The sequence below is a fragment of the Solidesulfovibrio alcoholivorans DSM 5433 genome, assembly GCF_000702665.1.
Lineage (GTDB): Bacteria > Desulfobacterota > Desulfovibrionia > Desulfovibrionales > Desulfovibrionaceae > Solidesulfovibrio > Solidesulfovibrio alcoholivorans.
Map to the genome: position 1 here is coordinate 302,643 of NZ_JNJA01000003.1, position 18,381 is coordinate 321,023.

Consider the following 18,381-nt stretch of genomic DNA (forward strand, 5'->3'; position numbering starts at 1 on the left):
GCTCAAACCGTTCCACTGCCGCAACGGCGCGGACTTGCCGCAACCCGCGTCCCCCGTTAGAATACCGTCATGATTTCCGTGGTCATGCCGGTCCGAAACGCCGCCGCCACGCTCCCCGCCGCCCTGGAAAGCCTTTTCGCCCAGACCGCGTCCGACTTCGAGATCGTGGCTGTCGACGACGGCTCCGACGACAGCGGCGCGACCCGGGCCGTTCTCGAAGCATACGCCGCCCGGGATGCGCGGCTGCGTGTCCTCGCCAGGGACCGCGGCGGCATCGTGGCCGCCTTAAACACCGGCCTTGCCGCCGCGCGCGGGCGCTACATCGCCCGGATGGACGCCGACGACGTCTGCCGCCCCGAGCGTCTGGCGCGCCAGGCCGCCGCCCTCGACGCCCATCCCGAAATCGGACTGGTTTCCTGCCTGGCCGCCTTTGGCGGCGATCCCGGCAAGGCCCGGGGCTACCGCGCTCACCTCGACTGGGCCAACAGCCTGCGCGATCCCGAGGCGATACGCTTCGGCATCTTCCGGGAATCACCCCTGCCCCATCCCTCGGTGATGTTCCGGGCCGATCTGCCGGCCCGCCACGGCGGCTACCGCCAGGGCCCTTTTCCCGAGGACTACGAGCTGTGGCTGCGCTGGCTCGACGCTGGCGTGGCCATGACCAAGGTGCCCCAACCCCTGCTCGTCTGGAACGATCCACCGGGACGACTTTCGCGCACCGACGCGCGCTACGACACGGAGGCCTTTTTCCGGGTCAAGGCCGGCTACCTGGCCCGGCTGCTCGCCCGCATCAACCCCCACCACCCGAACGTCCTCGTGGCCGGGGCCGGCCGCATCACGCGCCGCCGCGCCGCGCACCTGCTCGACCACGGCGTCGCCATCTCCGCCTGGCTCGACATCGACCCGCGCAAGGTGCACTGCGTCGTCGGCGGCCGGCCGGTGCTGCCCCTGGCCGAGACGCCGCCGCCGAGCGACTGCTTCGTCCTGCCCTACGTGGCCAGCCGCGGCGCCGTGGAATCCCTTTCCGGCTTCCTGGAGCGCCGCGGATTCAGACTGGGCCGATCCTATTTGTCCGCTGCTTGAACAGGTCCTTTTCACGCAAGATGCGCTTGCCATAGCTACCACAACACTATATTTTATTTGATCTTAGACAAAGCCCAATTCTGTCCAGAAGATCGGAGAAACCATGAAATGGCCACGGCTGCAGAGTTTGCAGGTACGCATTACACTGCTTGTCCTTCTGGCATTGACTCCGGCCATCATTCTCCACGTCGTCTCCGCCATGGAAAAACGCGCCATGACTCTCACGACCGCGGCAAACAACCTGCGCATAGTGACGGAATTGGCCGCATCAAATATAGGTAAACTCTTACAGTCCTCCAGAGAAGCGCTCTCCGGCCTGGTCCTGCTTCCGGAAATACGGTCGATGCAGCCGGAAGCGGCGCAGGCGCTCCTCGCCAAGGCCACGAGCGTCTTCCCCAATTTCTCGAGCATCACGCTGCTCGACCTGCGGGGAAACGTCGTGGCCTCGACGCTGCCCGACACCAGCGCAGCCAACTACGCCGACCGTCCCTGGGTGCGCGCGGCGACGGGCGGCAGCCCTCTCGGCATCGGGGCCTTCGCCCGGGGACGACGCAGCGGATTGCCGGGCGTCGCCCTGGCCAGCCCGGTACGGGGGGATTCCGGGGACGTCATCGGCGTCTGCACCGTCGCCGTGCGGCTGTCCGAACTCGTCAGCGTCATGGCCAATGCGCGCCTGCCGCGGCAAAGCCAGGCCGATTTGTTCGACGACACGGGGCTCGTCCTGGCCAACTGGCCGGAAAATCCGCAAGAGGTCGGGCAATCCTTTCCGGACGCCATCCAAATCCTGGCCGACCAGGAAAGTGCGCCCCACGCGACCGTGACAGGCCCGGGACCGGACGGCTCGCCGTATTTTTTCTCCGTGGCCGCCGTGCGATTCGGCGGCTCCTCGCCGCTGCACCTGCGCGTGGGGGAACCCAAGGCCCTGGCGGAAGGCCCCATGGCCGCCTCCCTGTTCCAGGACATGGTGATTTTCGCCATAACCCTGGCCCTGGCCCTTTTCGCGGCCTACCTGTTCGGCCGGACGTTTCTGTTGCTGCCTGCCGGCAAGCTCGCCCGCATGGCCAAGGCCATGGCCGTGGGCGATCTCGACCGCCGCTGCGACATGGGCGGCGGGCACGGGGAACTCTCCGAACTCGGCGCGGCCCTGGATGCCATGGCCGACACCCTGCGCGAGCGCATCCGCTTTACCCAGGAGATCATCGACGCCATTCCCACGCCACTTTTCTACAAAGACCTCGACGGGCGCTTCGTCGGCGTCAACAAGACCTACGAAACGGACATCCGCCCTTTGGCCGCCGTCAAGGGAAAGACCTCCAGCGAGATCGATGCGCCGGAGATGGTCGCCCGCTGCGAGGCGACCGACAGGGAAATCCTCGCTACCCCGTCACGCTCCGTCCAGTTCGAAACCACGCTCCGGCTCAAGGACGGCCTTGCCCATGAGTTCCTTATCTTCAAATCGGCGTATTACAGCGCCGCGGGCGCTCCAGCCGGCATCGTCGGCGTGTGCCTGGACATCACCACCCGCAACCAATCCGAGAAAGCCCTGGCCGCCTCGGAAATGCGCTACAAATCGCTCCTCACCTCCATGCGAGACGGTTTTGTCGTGATCGACCGCAAGGACCGCATCGTCGAAACGAACCCGGCCTTTCGCGAGATGCTCGGCTACACCGATACGGAACTCGCCGGCATGACCTACAGGGACATCACGCCGCCCGAGTGGCACGAGAAAGAGGAGGCGATCCTGCGCGACGCCGTCGACGCCCACGGGTTCTCCCCGATTTTCGAAAAGGAATACCGGCGCAAGGACGGCACGCTGCTGTCCGTGGCCATACGCGTACACCGTTATCCGGGCACGCCGGAGGACGAACGGCGCTATTTCGCCGTGGCGCGCGACGTTACCGCAACCAAGGCCATCGAGGCCGACCTGCGCCTGGCCAAGGAGGAGGCGGAAAGAGCCAACCGGGCCAAAAGCGATTTCCTGGCCAAGATGAGCCACGACATCCGCACGCCGCTCAATGCCGTCATCGGCATGACCGACCTGACGCTCGGCAGCGAACTGTCCCCGACCCAGCGCGACGCCCTGGAAACCGCCCGGGAATCCGCCGGCATCCTCCTCGACCTTATAAACGACGTCCTCGACATCTCGAAAATCGAGGCGCGCAAGCTGGAACTGGCAAACGAGCCCTTCGACCTGCGCCGCACCCTGGCCGCAACCGTGCGCGCCATGCGGCCGCAGGCCGCGCGCAAGGGGCTTGCCCTGCGCCTGTCGGTCGCCCCGGACGTCCCCCGCTTCGTGCGCGGCGACCAGATCCGGCTACGCCAGATCCTCGTCAACCTCATCGGCAACGCCGTCAAATTCACGGAAACCGGCGGCGTGTCCGTCTCGCTCAAGCGCGTCGCCACAGCAACGATGGGCAACTCCGCGCTGCTTTCCTGCGCCGTGGCCGACACCGGCGTCGGCATCCTTCCCGAACGCCTCGGCCGCATTTTCGACATGTTCACCCAGGCCGACGCCACGGTTTCCAGGCGCTACGGCGGCACGGGCCTTGGACTGGCCATCTGCCGGGAACTGGCGCGCCTCATGGGCGGCAACATCGCGGCGGAAAGCGCTCCGGGACGCGGCAGCACCTTCCGCTTCGCCATTCCCCTGCCCGAAACGCCGCCAGAAGAGCGCGGCGCGGACCATCCGGTGGCAGCCGGCTTCATTCTCCCCGCAGACAGGCCCCTGCGCATCCTCCTGGCCGAAGACAACCCGGTCAACATCAAGGTGGCCGCCGCCTACCTCGGCCGTCGCGGGCACACCTTCGTCGTGGCCCAAAACGGCCAGGAAGCCCTGGACCTCCTCGCCTGCCACCCCTTCGACGTTATCCTCATGGACCTGGAAATGCCCGAATGCGACGGCTTCGAAGCCACCCGCCGGCTGCGCGCCGGCGAGGCCGGGCCGCTGAACCGTTCCCGCCCGGTCATCGCCATGACCGCCCATGCCTTAAGCGGCGTGCGCCAGCGCTGCCTGGAGGCCGGCATGACCGATTACCTGGCCAAACCGCTCGACTTCCAGGCCCTGGGCGTCCTGCTCGGCGGCATCACCGACGCGGAGGAGCCCAAACCGGCGACCGCGGCGCGGGACGACGCCAGGGCTCCGGACCTGGATACGGCGGCCGCGTTGCAGCGCCTGGGCGGCGACACGGAACTGCTGCGGGAACTGGAGTCGGATTTCCTGCGCCAGTATCCGCGAAAGCTGCGCCACATCACACTTTGCCGCAACAGCGAGAATTGGGACGAGGCGGCACTCGCCGCGCATTCCCTCAAGAACATCGTCGGCGCGATCGGGGCCGAGGCCGCACGACGCCTTGCCGGCGACCTGGAGGAAAGCCTGCGCCACAGCGACAGCGATGCCGCCGACCGGCTCTTCGGCGCCATCAAGGACAGCCTGCGCCACGTCGAAGAGGCCCTCGGCAACAGGGGGACGGCCCAACCATCAGGCGCGACGGGATCGTAGGCCGCCCCTGCGCGCTCGCGGGCGGTGCACTGTCAGGCCAGCAACGCGAAGAGAAAAAAGAGCCCCGCTCCCAGGAACATGGCCGCAGGCAGGGTGAAGACCCAGGCCATGGCGATGGAGCGCAGCGTGCGCATCTGCAATCCGCTTTTCCCGGCGGCCATGGCGCCGGCCACGCCCGAGGAAAGCACGTGCGTGGTGGAGACCGGCAGCCCCAGGCCGTCGGCCAGGCCGATGGTGGTCATGGCCACCACCTGTGCCGCGGCCCCCTGGGAATAGGACAGCTTGGTCTTGCCGATCTTTTCGCCGATGGTCACGACGATGCGCTTCCAGCCGACCATGGTGCCGACGCCAAGGGCCATGGAGACGGCCAGGAGCACCCAGTCCGGCGCGTATTCCGTGGGCCGGCGCAGCACCTCCCGCCAGCGCCCGATCATTTCCCGGTCCGCTTCGGGCGCGATGTCCTGCATTTGCCGGGAAGCGTCGTCCAGGCACAGGATGTCCGTGCGGATGGCAAAGCGCTCGTGTTCGGGCAACGCGGCGATGGTGTCGGCCTGGGCCAGGCGCACCTGGATCGCTTCCGCCGCCGGCACCGCCCCGCGCACGTCGCAGTGGGGAGCCGGGCCGGCCTTCGGGGTCTCGATGAGCGCACCGCTCGCGTAGGCCTTTTCGATCTCCAGCCTGTGCGCGTCGAAATAGTCCGTGAACCGGGCCGCCACCTCCCGCACGGCCAGCACGTCCGCCTTGGGCGTATCCACGTCCAGGGCGTAAACCCCGGGCAGGATGCCGATCAAAATGAGCATGATGAGCCCCACGCCCTTCTGGCCGTCGTTGGAGCCGTGCGCCAGGGACACGCCGAGCCCGGAGACGATCAGCGCCGCGCGCATGGCCGCGGGCGGCGGCGCGTCGCCGACGGGCGGGGAATGCAGGGCCGCATTTTTGAGCAGGCGCTGCAACAGCAGCAACAGCCCGCCGGCAAGGACAAAGCCCATGACCGGGGAAATGAGAAGCGACAGCCCCACTTCCAAGGCCTTGTGCCAGTTGATGCCGGAGCCGGCGGGCAGGCCCTCGCGCACGGCGTTGGCCAGTCCCACGCCGAGGATCGCGCCGATGAGCGTATGGGAGCTCGAGGCGGGCAGGCCCAGGTACCAGGTGCCGAAGTTCCAGAGGATGGCCGAGACGAGCAGCGAAAAGACCATGGCCAGGCCCAGGTTGGTGTTGACCGAGACGAGCAGGTCCACGGGCAGCAGGTGCACGATGGAATAGGCCACGGCGATGCCGCCCAGATGCACGCCGAGAAAGTTGCAAACCCCGGACAGCACGACCGCTGTGCGGGCGCGCAGGGACTTGGTGTAGATGACCGTGGCCACGGCGTTGGCCGTATCGTGAAAGCCGTTGACGAATTCGAAAGAGAGAGCGATGCCGAGCGAGGCCAGTAGGAGAAAAAGGGTATGGCCGTCGAGGCCGGAAAGGAAATCCATGCCGTACTCCGTGGGAAAGGGCGTCCGAGCGACGGCGCGCGCAGCGACGCCGCAGGGGCTGGTCCGGGCCGTCCGGTCCCGGGCGGCCGCCGTGTCGGAAGGGCGTGGCTCCGGGGCGCTTCGCGCCGCGGACCGATGCGCCTTACGTGCCTTCGACGAGGTGGACGAGGGCCTGCCTCGCCTTGAGCTCCTCAGCCGTGAAGTGGAAGCCGAGGCTTGCGGCGTACTCGATGAGCTCCGGCAGCGGCATGCCGCCGACCATGAGCAGCCTGTCCTTGTTTTCCCGCAGGTATTCGAGGAAACGGTCGATCTCTTCCTGACCCATACGTCCATCCTCCGTCGGCGACATGCAGGCGTTTTCCCGGGTTATCCTCCCCGGGTATGGAGGAAGCGTCAACAAACGATGGCAATTCGGTGTTGCGGCCGCTTGTGCGGCGGGCCGTGCGCACGGACGAAACATGCGCCGCGTCCAATTTGCGTCCCGGCCTTCACCGTATCTTCATAATCGGGTGCTAGTGACCCCTTCGCGTCCGTGAAGCGGCCCCTTCCGCGTCCGGAACCCAAGGAGGCAATGTGACGAACAAGCTGTTCAAATACGACGGCCTGCAGGAACGCGACGCCATCGCCGCCTACCTCGAGGCCGTGCGTGACGGTTTCGCGCACGGCACCGTGACCCTGCGCCAGGGCGAACAGGTGCTGGAGCTCCTGCCCAAAGGGCTCATCGCCGTCACCATCGAAGGCAAGCAGAAGGGCGAGGACCGCAAGCTCAAGCTGACCTTCCGCTGGAAGGAGCGGGAATGCGAGTTGATCGACGCGCCCCTGCTCATCGCGCCAGGGGATGCGGGCGATGCATGAGATCGTAACAAACTTCCAGTTCCTGCTCGTCGAAATCGAACGGCAGGTCGAGGCGGCCATGGCCGTCATCGAAAAGCACGACGAACGGGCCATCGCCAAGATCGAGGCCCGCGACGACTATATCGACAACCTCAAGAGCGTCATCGAAAACGGCTGCTTCGCCACACTGCTCGGGGCCGAGCGGCTCACCGCCCAGGAAACGGCCCGGGTGCGCGCGCTCAACATCATCGGCAACAACCTCGAACGCGTGGGCGACCATGTGGTCAACGTGGTGCGCCAGACCCGCCACTACGACGAACCCGAGTGCATCCAGCGCTACGCGTACAAGCCGTTTTTCGCGGAGGTCAAAAAGGCCCTCGAATGGACGCCCAAGGCCGTGCTCGAACGCGACATGTCGGCGGCGCTCAAGATCTGCCGCTGCGAACTGCACCTGGACCGGCTTTACAAGGAGCAGTTCGACCGCATCCGCGACGAGCTGCGCTCGGGCTTCCAGACCGGCGACCTGCTGACCACGCTTTTCATCTTCCGCTACCTGGAACGCATGGGCGATGCGCTGCTCAACGTCGGCGAGGCGGCCATCTTCGCCATCACCGGCGACAAGTTCAAAATCCACCAGTTTACGGCGCTCAAGGACATCCTGACCGAGAGTGGCCACGAACTGCCCCTGACCGAGATCGACTTCGAGTCCATCTGGGGCACCCGCTCGGGCTGCCGCATCGGCCGGGTGGCCGACCGGGATGAAAACGGCGAGTCCGGCCGCGAGGTCATCTTCAAGGACGGGGACACGGCCAAGCTGCGCAAGGAAGCGGCCAACATCGAGCACTGGGAATGCCTCATGCCGGGGCTCGCCCCGCGCGTCGAGGCCTTCCGGGAAGGCCGCAAATCGAGTTCCATGCTGATCGAACTGCTCCCCGGCCAGACCATCCAGGACATCGCCCTGGGCGGCGACCTGACGCTGTTGCGCCGCGCCCTTTCCGCCCAGTGCCGCGTGGCCGGCGAGATCTGGGAAAAGACCCTCGAGCGCGCTGTCGTCCCGGCCGGGACCATGGCCCAGTTGCGCTCCCGGCTCGACGAGGTACTCACGGTCCACCCGGGCTTTCAAAGCGTGCCGCGCGCCATCGGGGACTACGCCCTGCCGAACCTTAACGACGCCCTGCGCGGGGCCGAGGCCGTGGAAGCGGGCCTTGCGGCCCCCTTCACGGTGCTGTTGCACGGCGACTACAACAGCAACAACATCCTCTACGACGGCGTCAAGGACCGGATCCACTACATCGACCTGCACCGCTCCGCCCCGGGCGACCTGGCCCAGGACACGTCGGTCTTTATGGTGTCCAACTTCCGCCTGCCCGTCTTCGACGCGTCCCGACGGCGCATCCTGAACGCCATCATCGCGGAGTTCTTCGAATTCGCGCGTGGCTTCGCCGCCCGAAACGGTGACGACACCTTCGAGCTGCGCGTGGCCCTGGGGCTGGCCCGCTCGTACATCACCTCGACGCGGTTCGAACTGAGCGAGCGGTTTTCCAGGCTGATGTTTTCACGCGGCATGTATCTGCTTGGCCGCGTGGCCGGACATGCCGGCCCCCCGGCCGCCTTCCGGTTGCCCCTGGCCGCGGCCTGTTACTGACGTTGCTTGACCCCGCCGCGCGCCCCGGCGCGCGGCCCATTACGGAGGCGTCGCCGGAAGGCAGCGCAAACGACCCTCTTGCCGGAGACGGCCCGCGCACAGGGCTGTCCGGGCCGGGCGCGACGCCGCCCCGGACGAGAGCCATGACGGCGAGAAGACCATGGGAGGAATCATGAAGAAGATCGGCGTGGTGGGCATCCCAAAGGGATGGTCCACCCTGCGGCTCCTGGACGCCCTGGAAGCGAAGACGGGCTTTCGCCTGTGCATCGACATGGCCGAGGTCCGCCTCGACCTGGACACGGGCAAGGTGTTTTGCCAGGGGACCGACCTCACCGGCCTCGACGCGATCATCGTGAAAAAGATCGCCCCGTCCTATACCCCCGACGCCCTGGACCGCATGGAGATCCTGCGCTTCCTCCACCAGAAGGGCGTGCCCGTCTTCTCCAGCCCGGACAGCATGCTGCGCCTGATCGACCGCTTAAGCGGCACCACGGTGCTGCGCCTGGGCGGCATCCCCATGCCGCCCACGGTCGTGACCGAGGACATCGAGGAAGCCGCGGCCACGGTGGCGCTCTACGGCAAGGCCGTGTTCAAGCCGCTTTTTTCCTCCAAGGCCCGGGGCATGACCGTCATCGAGGACACCCCCGACGCCCGGGAGGAGATCGCCGACTACAAGGCGGCCGGCAACCAGGTCATGTACATCCAGAAGATGGTTTCCCACGCCGGCGGCCACCTCGACCTTGGCGTGTCGTTTCTCGGCGGCAAATACCTGGCCACCTATGCCCGCCAGGGCAGCGGCGCGTCCTGGGACACCACCACGCGCACCGGCGGCCGCTACGTGCCCCACGAGCCTTCGCAGGAAATCATCGCCCTGGCGCACAGGGCGCAGGCGCTGTTCCCGGACATGGCCTTCACCTGCGTCGACGTGGTGGAAACCCCGGAAGGCGCGGCCATCTACGAAGTCTCGGCCTTCGGCGGCTTCCGCGGCCTGCTCGACGCCTGCGGCATCGACGCCGCGAGCGCCTACGCCGACTACGTGCTGGAGAACATCTGATGCAAAACGCCCCCACCATCGCCGGGCTCATGGCCCCCATCCTCGCCGATGCGCCCATCACCCACCGCCTGGACGTCACCTTCGGCGACGTGACCGTGGTCGTTTCCTCCAACTCCAAGGGGCTCATCGAAAAGCTCGCCAACTATTACCGCGACTTCATTGGCGGCGGCGGCGCGACCCTCATCCCGGTCACGGCCATCGAGGCCGGCCCGCCGGATCTCGAATTGCCCTTCGCCGTCAAGCAGCGCGAACCCGGCAAGACCAAGCTCAAGGAATCCTACTGCGACCTGCCCGACGGCCGCGTGGTCAAAAAGCTGCTCACGGGGCTGGTCTTCCTCTTCGGCCACGGCGACAACTACGCCGTGGGCCCGTGCATCGACAACGACAACCAGGTCGTCAACTTCATCAACAACCGCTTCATCGAGCACTGCCTCAAACGCGGCGCCCTGCTCTTCCACGCCGCGGGCGTGGCCGAAGGCGGCGCGGGGCTGGTCATCTCCGGCTTTTCCGGGGCCGGCAAGTCCACCCTCGCCCTGGAGATCATGCGCCACGGCACGGATTTCGTGAGCAACGACCGCGTGATGGTCTCCCGGGAGAGCGCGGGCCTCGTCATGACGGGCGTGGCCAAGATGCCGCGCGTCAACCCCGGCACCGTGCTCAACAACCCGAATCTGGCCCCGGTCATGGACGCCGAGGACCGCAAGCGCTTCGCCGCCCTGCCCCAGGCCGAACTGTGGGACCTGGAACACAAGTACGACGCCTTCATCGACGAATGCTTCGGCAAGGGCCGCTTCAAGCTGTCCTGCCCCATGGCGGGCCTGGTCGTCCTGCGCTGGAAGCGCGACGCTTCGCCCATGACGGCAAGTCGCGTGCGCCTGCGCGATCGCCGCGACCTCATGGCCGCCTTCATGAAGGACGTGGGCCTGTTCTACGAATTCGAGGACGCCTCCGAACCCTCCATCGCCAGCCAGAACGCCTACCTCGACCTGCTCGGCGACCTGCCGGTCCTGGAAATCGACGGCGGCGTGGATTTCCACAAAGCGGCCGCGGCCTGCCTGGAGTTCCTGCGCCAGGCGCGCACGGAGACGCAGCCTTCCTGACAGTGCTGCAACACACGACATCGTCACCGGATATCCATGTACTTGAAAACGGTACCGTGTTTTCAAGGAATGCCGACGCCACGCGGCCGGGGCGGCATCGCCCCCCGGCCGCGACGCGCCGGGTAGAAGCGGCGGGAACGTCTCCCGCCAGCGCAATCCCCATGCACGATCCGGAGCGCCCATGACCGACCCCAAGTCCCCCATGCAGGCCACCTCGCAGGAAGCGGACGCCAATGCCGCAAGCGAGGTATTGCGCCTTGCGCCTGAAGACGAATTTCTCAAAAACCTCGAACACTTCGTCCAGAAAGCCAACGCCTTCGACGCCCTGGCCCACCAGCGCAAGATTTCCGCCTACGACGTCTACCGGCACCTGCAGGGCCTGTGGGAGCAGGTTGCCGTCTCCGGGCAATGGCTCAGCGAACCCGCGGCCGAGCAAAAACCCGCGTTTGCAGGCTTAAGCTCCCAGGAAGCCAAGGACCGGCTCAGGCAGTTCGGCCCCAACCAGGCCGTCACGGCCAAGCCCGTGACCTTCCTGGACCGGCTGTGGGATTCCGTGAAAAACCCGCTCGTGCTGCTCCTGTTCGTGCTCGGCGGCATCTCCTACGCCACGGACGACGTCCGCTCGGCCGTGGTCATCATCGGCATGGCCGTCATGGGCGTGGTGCTCAAGGTCATCCAGGAAGCCAAGGCCGACACCGCTGCGGCGGAGCTCAAGAAAATGGTCCACACCACGGCCACGGTGCTGCGCGACGGGCAGCAGCGCGAGATTCCCCTGGCCCAGGTCGTGCCGGGCGACATCGTGCTGCTCGCCGCCGGCGACATGGTGCCGGCCGACGTGCAGCTTCTGCGCGCCAAGGACCTGCACATCAACCAGGCCATGCTCACGGGCGAGGCCCTGCCCGTGGAAAAGACGGCCCGGCCGGCGGACGAGCCCCCGCGCGAGGGCGAATCCGGCCTCGGCGACCCGGCCATGTGCTTCATGGGCACCAACGTCGTGTCCGGCTCCGCCGCCGCCGTGGTCACGGCTACCGGGGCCAAGACCTATTTCGGCGGCATCGCGGCGAAACTCTCGGGCAAGCGCGTCGAGACCGATTTCGACAAGGGCATCAAGAGCTTCACCGGGCTCATGCTGCGCTTCATGCTCGTCATGGTGCCGTTCGTTTTCGTCATCAACGGCGCGACGACCCACGACTGGATGGGCGCGTTCATGTTCGCCCTGGCCGTGGCCGTGGGCCTCACCCCGGAAATGCTGCCCATGGTGGTCACGGTGTGCCTTTCCAAAGGGGCGCTGGCCATGTCCAAGCACAAGGTCATCGTCAAGCGCCTGGACGCCATCCAGAACTTCGGGGCCATCGACGTGCTGTGCACGGACAAGACCGGCACGCTGACCCAGGACAAGATCATCCTGGAAAAATACCTCGACATCAAAGGCGAGGAAGACCATGCGGTCCTCGAATACGCCTACCTCAACAGCAAGCTGCAAACGGGCCTGAAAAACGCCCTGGACGTGGCTGTCATCGCTTCCGGCGACGCCGTGGGTGAATCCATCAACCCCGCCGACTACGAGTTGCTCGACGAGATCCCCTTCGACTTCATGCGCCGACGATTGAGCGTCATCGTGCGCGACAAGCGCACGGACAAGGCGATCCTCATTTGCAAGGGCGCGGCCGAGGAAGTGTTCGCCCAAAGCCGCACCTACATCAAAAACGGGGTGGTCAAGCCGCTCGAAGGGCATCATCTGGCCACCCGGCAGCAGCTCGTCCACGACCTCAACGACGACGGCTTCCGCGTGGTGGCCCTGGCCTACAAGGAAGTGGACGGCGCGCGCAGCGACTTCGCCGTGGCCGACGAATGCGACCTCACGCTCATGGGCTACCTGGCCTTCCTCGACCCGCCCAAGGACACCGCGGCCGACGCCCTGGCGATCATGATCGCCCACGGCATCCAGCCCAAGATCGTCACCGGCGACAACGCCGTCATCACAGCGAAAATCTGCCGCGAAGTGCGCTTCGACGCCGGCGACCACATCATCACCGGCGACCAGGTGGCGGCCATGAGCGAAGCGGAGCTCCACGAGGCCGTCGGCGTCTGCCACGTCTTCGCCAAGCTCGACCCGATGCAGAAGGAGCAGATCGTCACGGCGCTGCGCCACCAGGGCCACGTGGTCGGCTTCATGGGCGACGGCATTAACGACGCCCCGGCCCTGCGCGCGGCGGACGTCGGCATCTCCGTGGACAGCGCCGTGGACGTGGCCAAGGAATCGGCGGACATCATCCTGCTCGAAAAGAGCCTGCACGTGCTCGAACACGGCGTGCTCGAAGGCCGCAAGATCTTCTTCAACATCACCAAGTACATCCGCATGGGGGCCAGCTCCAACTTCGGCAACATGTTCAGCGTGCTCGGGGCCAGCGCCTTCCTGCCCTTCCTGCCCATGCTGCCGATCCAGATCCTGGTCAACAACCTCATGTACGACTTTTCCCAGACCGCCATCCCCACCGACAACGTGGACGCGGACATCCTGGCCAGGCCCCGGCGCTGGCGCATCGACGACATCCGGCGCTACATCCTCTACCTCGGCCCGGTCAGCTCCATCTTCGACTACGTCACCTTTTTCATCATGATCCACTTTTTCGGAGCCTGGACCAACCCGGCGCTCTTCCAGACCGGCTGGTTCATCGAGTCGCTGCTCTCCCAGACCATCATCGTGCACGTGATCCGCACGGACAACATCCCCTTCCTGCAAAGCTGGTCCAGCCTGCCGCTCGGCGCGACCACCATCCTCATCTGCGCCTTCGGCGTCTGGCTGCCTTTCTCGCCCCTGGCCCACACCTTCGGCCTGGTCGTGCCGCCAACCGGCTACTGGGGGCTCATGGCGCTGGTCATCTTCTGCTACATGTGCCTGGCCCAAGTAGTGAAAACCTGGGTGGTGCGCCGCATTCAGGCCTCCTGCCCGGCATAGCCCCGTCTGCAATACGGCCGGCGTTCCCCCCGGGAAACGCCGGCCGTTTCCTTGCCGCGGACGACGCGTTATTTCAGACCGAAACAAATACAGAATAGTGCAACGCCTCCGCCGTTGTCGCACCACCGCCCGACTCCCCCAGAAGTCTGCCGCCGTAGTCGCCAATACATCGCATCCTCCCTTCGTTAGGGAAATAGTTGTTGGAATTGGCGCGGCTATTGGAGTATGCTCTCGGAAAGGAAAGCAACCGGCTCATCCGGGGGAGGGACATGCGCAGCCGACAGGACAAGGGACAACCCCACCCGAAGCCTCGCACCGACGGGGAAGACGGGCCTTCCGCCGGACCGTCCCCCTCTCCCGCTCCGAACGCCCCGCGTTTCGAGGACGTCTTTTCCGTGGAGGAGATCCAGCGCTTCCAGGACGCGTTCGCCGAGGCTGCGAACGTGGCCTCGCTCATCACCGACCCGTCGGGACGGCCGATCACACGGCCAAGCAACTTCACCACCCTGTGCCGCGACGTCATCCGCGCCACGCCCAGGGGACGCGCCAATTGCCGGCGCTCGGACGCCATCCTGGGCCGCGCCACCGAAACGGGGCCGACCATCGCCAATTGCGAAAGCGCCGGCCTCATCGACGGCGCGACCTGCATCTTCTTCGACGGCCGCCACATCGCCACCTGGCTCATCGGCCAAGTGGTCGACGCCTCCGTGGATCTCGAGGCGGTCATGGCCTACGCCAAGGAAATCGGGGCCGACGAGGAGGCCTTCCGCGAGGCCCTGGCGCGCGTGCCGCGCATGAGCCGGGAGCGATTCGGGAAAATCTGCCAGGCGCTTCACCGGTTCGCCAATCTCCTCTCGGATATGGCCCTGACCAACCACCGGCAATCCGAGCTCATCGTCGCCCTGCGCCAGGCCCAGGAAGTGGTCAAGGTCCGGGACAGGAACCTCGCGGACATCATCGACTTCCTGCCCGACCCCACGTTCGTGGTCGACGGCGACGGCGCGGTGGTCTTCTGGAACCGGGCCATGGAAAAACTCACCGGCGTCGCGGCCGAGGACATGCTCGGCAAGGCGGATTTCGCCTATGGCCTGCCGTTTTACGGCTACGCCACGCCGCTTTTGATCGATTACGCCCGGGGTGCGGTGAAGCGCCCCGACGACCGCTACGCCGTGGCCGAACTGACCGAGGACGCGGTCATCGCCGAGGTCACGGTCGCCGCCCTGCCCGGCGGGCCGCGCCATGTCTGGGCCAAGGCCGTGGCCCTGCGCGACGGCTCGGGGCGCATCGCCGGCGGCATCGAGGCCATCCGCGACGTCACGGACCGGCATCTGGCGGATATGGCGCTGCGGGAGAGCGAGGAGAAATTCCGGCGCATCGTGGAAACCGCGGGCGAGGGCGTGTGGGTTCTGGACGCGTCATGGCGCACGACCTTCGTCAACCGGCGTCTGGCGGACATGCTCGGCTACGCCCCGGGCGAGATGCTCGGCATCGCCTTTGACGACTTCGTGTCCCGGGAATCCACGCAGGCGGCGCGCCGGCAGATGGACGGGCTGCGCCGGGGCGCAAGCGAAGTGCAGGAGATCAGGCTGCGCCGCAAGGACCGGGAGGAAATCTGGACGCTTGTCTCCACAAGCCCCTTGTACGACGCCACGGGCGAGGCCCAGGGGGCCCTCGCCATGGTCACGGACATCACCGAGCGCAAGAAGACCGAAGAGGCGCTGGCCAACCACCGGCAGCGCCTGGAAGCCGAGGTGGAGGAGCGCACCAGTGACCTGCGCCTGCAAGCCCTGGAACTGGCCGAGGCGAACATCCGCTTGAGCGAACTGGACCGGATGAAGTCCGTGTTCCTGTCCACGGTGTCCCACGAACTGCGCACGCCCCTGACTTCGATCCTGGGCTTCGCCAAGCTCATCGGTCGGGATTTCACCGACCAGTTCCTGCCGCTGACCGTGGACAACCCGGCGCTTGCCGCCAAGGGCCGGCGCATCGCCGACAATCTTTCCGTGGTCTTCGGCGAAGCCGAACGCCTCACGCGCCTTATTAACGACGTGCTGGACTTAAGCCGCATAGAATCGGGCAACATGTCCTGGCGCAACGAACGGTTTTCCCCGGCCGCCGTTGTGTCCAAGGCGGCACGCAGCATCGAAGGGATTCTGGAACAGCGGCCCGAAGTCGCCTTCGACGTCCGGGTGGCCCCGGACATCCCGGACCTGTACATGGACCCGGACCAGCTCATACAGGTCGTCTCCAACCTGCTGCAAAACGCGGTGAAGTTCACCAGGGCCGGCACGGTGCGCCTGGAGGCCTGCGGTCATGGCGAAACCGTGCGCATCGCCGTGGCCGACACGGGCATCGGCATCCCCCTGGAGGAACTCGATTCCATTTTCGACAAGTTCCACCAGGTGGGCCGCAGCGACACCGTGCAGGAGGTCGCCAAGGGCACGGGCCTGGGGCTGGCCATCTGCCGCCAAATCGTGCGCCATTACGGCGGGCGCATCTGGGCCGAGTCGTTGCTCGGCGGCGGCAGCGTTTTCACCGTGGAGCTGCCCGCGGCCAAGGAAACGGACACTCAGTCCCCCTCCTGAGCCGCTTTACACCCCCCAGCCCCTCTCCCTTTCGAGGAGGTCCAGGAGGGGGTCACCCCCTCCTGGCCGCCGGAGGCATCTCCCTCTCCTTCCCGTTCCCTCTCTAAAACTCCAAATGCCGCCACGTACGGGCGAAGGGCATGACGTCGCGGATGTTGCCGATACCCGTGACGAGCATGAGCACGCGCTCGAAGCCCAGGCCGAAGCCGGCGTGGGGCGCCGTGCCGAAACGCCGCGTCTCCAGGTACCACCAATATGCCGCAAGGGGCAGACGCAGTTCGCGGATGCGCGCTTCGAGCAGGTCCAGGCGTTCCTCGCGTGCGCTGCCGCCCACCACTTCGCCGATGCCCGGCACGAGCACGTCCATGGCTCCGACCGTTTCGCCGTCGTCGTTTTGGCGCATGTAGAACGCCTTGATCGCGCGCGGGTAGTCGTAGACGATGACCGGGCGGCGGAAATGCTCCTCGGCGAGGTAGCGTTCGTGTTCGCTTTGCAGGTCGAGCCCCGGGCCGACCGGGTAGGCGAAATCCTTTTTCGCGGCGCAAAGGATGTTCACGGCCTCCTTGTAGGGCAGGCGCACGAAGGGCTCGGCGACAAACGCCGCCAGGGTCTCGGGCAGGGTCGGGTCCACGTATTTGGCGAACAGGCCGAAATCCTCGGCGCAGTCGTTCATAGCCGTGCGCACGAGGGATTTGAGCAGCGATTCGGCCAAATCCATGTTGTCCTCGAGGTCGGCGAAGGCCATCTCCGGCTCGACCATCCAGAATTCGGCGGCGTGGCGCGAGGTATCGGAGTGCTCGGCCCGAAAGGTGGGGCCGAAGGTGTAGACCTTGCCGAGCGCCAGGGCCAGCGGTTCGGCCGTCAGCTGGCCGGAGACGGTGAGGTAGGCGTCCTTGCCGAAGAAGTCCTTTTCCGCGCGCTCCTTGGGCGGCAGCGCGGCCTCGGCGTCGGTCAGGCCCGTCACGCGGAACATCTCGCCCGCGCCTTCGCAGTCCGAGCCCGTGATGATGGGCGTGTGCACCCAGGCGAAGCCACGCGCGGCGAAGTAGGCGTGCACCGCCTGGCCCAGGGCCGCGCGCATGCGCAGCATGGCCCCGTACTTGTTGGTGCGCGGCCGCAGGTGGGCGATGGAGCGCAGGAATTCGTCGGAATGGCGTTTCTTCTGGAGCGGGTAGCTCTCGGGATCGGCCGGGCCGAGCAGTTCCAGTTTCTTTGCGTGGACCTCGAAGCGCTGCCCTTTGCCCGGCGAGGACACGAGTTCGCCGGAAACGGCCACGGACGCGCCCGTGCCGAGTTCCGGCAGCAGATCGTGCCCCTCTACGCCCTCGTCCACCACGACTTGCAGGTTCGTCAGGCAGGAGCCGTCGTTGATCTCCAGAAAGGAAAAGCCCTTGGCATCGCGGCGGGTGCGGACCCAGCCCATGACGCGGATCGCGCCCGGGCCTTCGCCGCCCGCGAGCGCCGCTTTGACGGTGGTGCGCCGTATGCTCATGCGTCGTCGTTCCAGGTAAAGGTGAAAGGACAGGAGACGGCCCCGGAAGCTATGGTTCCGGGGCGGTCAAGCCGCAACTTGTCGCTGTAGCCGGCGACGAACGCGCCGTCGCGCAGGCAGGAAATACGCATGGCCAGTTCCTCGGGCAGACCCATTTCCCGGTAGGTCTCGGCGTAGCGGCAGCGCGTCACTTCGAAGGAAAAGACGTTGCCCCGGCGCGCGGCGTTTTCGATGACCAGCGCGCCGCCGGCCTGCCACAATTCGGCCACGGCCGCGAAATGCTCGAGACTCGGCCCCTGCGGCGCCTTCGCGGCAAAAGCCTTGCCCGCTGCGAAAGCGGCCTCGCGCACGATGTCCTCGATGACGGCCAGGGCTTCGTCCCGGCCCAGGCGCGCCACGAGCACGGCATACGTCTGCGCCAGCATGGCCGCTTCGATACCGCGCCTCTCCAGAAGCGTCATGGATATACTCCCCTTGTTTGCGAAAATGCCGCGTCCCGCGCGGCCCCCTCTTGTGCCACAAGGAGCCGGGCGACCACAACACGGCAGATGCGGCAACCGCCGCCCCCGGCGGCCGGGCGCGGCGGTTGCGCCGCGCCGCCTTGCCGGCTATTGTGTTTCGTCGCGCCGCTCGGCGCGCCTGCCTTCAACTT

The 18,381-nt window shown here is 66.5% G+C and carries 12 protein-coding genes; 8 read left to right on the forward strand and 4 right to left on the reverse strand.

Translation table 11 applies throughout. The features are described from left to right. Positions 1 to 69: 69 nt before the first annotated feature. A complete protein-coding gene (locus tag Q368_RS0107470; RefSeq protein ID WP_029458562.1) occupies positions 70 to 1,083 on the forward strand; it encodes a glycosyltransferase family 2 protein in 1,014 nt (337 codons plus the stop codon). 103 nt (positions 1,084 to 1,186) lie between these two features. Next, positions 1,187 to 4,582, forward strand: coding sequence for a PAS domain S-box protein (locus Q368_RS23815; protein WP_084158713.1), 3,396 nt, complete (start codon positions 1,187 to 1,189; stop codon positions 4,580 to 4,582). 32 nt (positions 4,583 to 4,614) lie between these two features. On the opposite strand, the gene Q368_RS0107480 is transcribed toward Q368_RS23815, so the two are convergent. Beyond that, on the reverse strand, positions 4,615 to 6,060 hold the full coding sequence (locus tag Q368_RS0107480; protein WP_029458564.1) for an inorganic phosphate transporter: 1,446 nt from the start codon (positions 6,058 to 6,060) through the stop codon (positions 4,615 to 4,617). Positions 6,061 to 6,202: 142 nt separating this feature from the next. After that, entirely contained in the window at positions 6,203 to 6,385 is a 183-nt protein-coding gene (locus Q368_RS0107485; RefSeq protein ID WP_029458565.1) for a Nif11-like leader peptide family natural product precursor, read from the reverse strand. A 248-nt stretch (positions 6,386 to 6,633) separates the two neighbouring features. Between Q368_RS0107485 and Q368_RS0107490 the strand changes: the two genes are divergently transcribed. The 6 genes from Q368_RS0107490 (at position 6,634) to Q368_RS0107515 (ending at position 16,237) form a co-directional block, all read left to right on the forward strand. Beyond that, on the forward strand, positions 6,634 to 6,915 hold the full coding sequence (locus Q368_RS0107490; protein WP_029458566.1) for an amphi-Trp domain-containing protein: 282 nt from the start codon (positions 6,634 to 6,636) through the stop codon (positions 6,913 to 6,915). Next, the gene (locus tag Q368_RS0107495; protein ID WP_029458568.1) at positions 6,908 to 8,539 is read left to right on the forward strand and encodes a PhoU domain-containing protein; all 1,632 of its coding nucleotides are present in this window, start codon (positions 6,908 to 6,910) and stop codon (positions 8,537 to 8,539) included. The genes Q368_RS0107490 and Q368_RS0107495 overlap by 8 nt, the downstream gene beginning before the upstream one ends. 172 nt (positions 8,540 to 8,711) lie before the next feature. Further along, positions 8,712 to 9,593, forward strand: a complete 882-nt coding sequence (locus Q368_RS0107500) for a GAK system ATP-grasp enzyme (RefSeq protein WP_029458570.1) — start codon at positions 8,712 to 8,714, stop codon at positions 9,591 to 9,593. Then, positions 9,593 to 10,693: an HprK-related kinase B gene (locus Q368_RS0107505; protein WP_029458571.1), complete on the forward strand. Its 1,101-nt coding sequence runs from the start codon at positions 9,593 to 9,595 to the stop codon at positions 10,691 to 10,693. The genes Q368_RS0107500 and Q368_RS0107505 overlap by 1 nt, the downstream gene beginning before the upstream one ends. A 181-nt stretch (positions 10,694 to 10,874) precedes the next feature. Next, positions 10,875 to 13,652 carry a magnesium-translocating P-type ATPase gene (gene mgtA / locus Q368_RS0107510; RefSeq protein WP_029458572.1) on the forward strand — a complete coding sequence of 926 codons (2,778 nt, stop codon included), beginning with the start codon at positions 10,875 to 10,877 and terminating at the stop codon, positions 13,650 to 13,652. Positions 13,653 to 13,921: 269 nt separating this feature from the next. Next, complete coding sequence (locus tag Q368_RS0107515) at positions 13,922 to 16,237, forward strand: PocR ligand-binding domain-containing protein (RefSeq protein ID WP_052360074.1); 2,316 nt, start codon at positions 13,922 to 13,924, stop codon at positions 16,235 to 16,237. Positions 16,238 to 16,340: 103 nt separating this feature from the next. On the opposite strand, the gene asnS is transcribed toward Q368_RS0107515, so the two are convergent. Both asnS and Q368_RS0107525 read right to left on the reverse strand, forming a co-directional pair. Next, a complete protein-coding gene (gene asnS / locus Q368_RS0107520; protein ID WP_425423677.1) occupies positions 16,341 to 17,723 on the reverse strand; it encodes an asparagine--tRNA ligase in 1,383 nt (460 codons plus the stop codon). Positions 17,724 to 17,725: 2 nt separating this feature from the next. After that, the gene (locus tag Q368_RS0107525) at positions 17,726 to 18,190 is read right to left on the reverse strand and encodes an L-2-amino-thiazoline-4-carboxylic acid hydrolase (protein WP_029458576.1); all 465 of its coding nucleotides are present in this window, start codon (positions 18,188 to 18,190) and stop codon (positions 17,726 to 17,728) included. Positions 18,191 to 18,381: the final 191 nt, after the last annotated feature.

Coding starts and splice junctions, on each gene's coding strand:
- Q368_RS0107525 (WP_029458576.1), bottom strand. CDS start 18,190: ATGACGCTTCTGGAGAGGCGCGGTATCGAAGCGGCCATGCTGGCGCAG.
- Q368_RS0107480 (WP_029458564.1), bottom strand. CDS start 6,060: ATGGATTTCCTTTCCGGCCTCGACGGCCATACCCTTTTTCTCCTACTG.
- Q368_RS0107515 (WP_052360074.1), top strand. CDS start 13,922: ATGCGCAGCCGACAGGACAAGGGACAACCCCACCCGAAGCCTCGCACC.
- Q368_RS0107470 (WP_029458562.1), top strand. CDS start 70: ATGATTTCCGTGGTCATGCCGGTCCGAAACGCCGCCGCCACGCTCCCC.
- Q368_RS23815 (WP_084158713.1), top strand. CDS start 1,187: ATGAAATGGCCACGGCTGCAGAGTTTGCAGGTACGCATTACACTGCTT.
- Q368_RS0107485 (WP_029458565.1), bottom strand. CDS start 6,385: ATGGGTCAGGAAGAGATCGACCGTTTCCTCGAATACCTGCGGGAAAAC.
- Q368_RS0107495 (WP_029458568.1), top strand. CDS start 6,908: ATGCATGAGATCGTAACAAACTTCCAGTTCCTGCTCGTCGAAATCGAA.
- mgtA (WP_029458572.1), top strand. CDS start 10,875: ATGACCGACCCCAAGTCCCCCATGCAGGCCACCTCGCAGGAAGCGGAC.
- Q368_RS0107505 (WP_029458571.1), top strand. CDS start 9,593: ATGCAAAACGCCCCCACCATCGCCGGGCTCATGGCCCCCATCCTCGCC.
- Q368_RS0107500 (WP_029458570.1), top strand. CDS start 8,712: ATGAAGAAGATCGGCGTGGTGGGCATCCCAAAGGGATGGTCCACCCTG.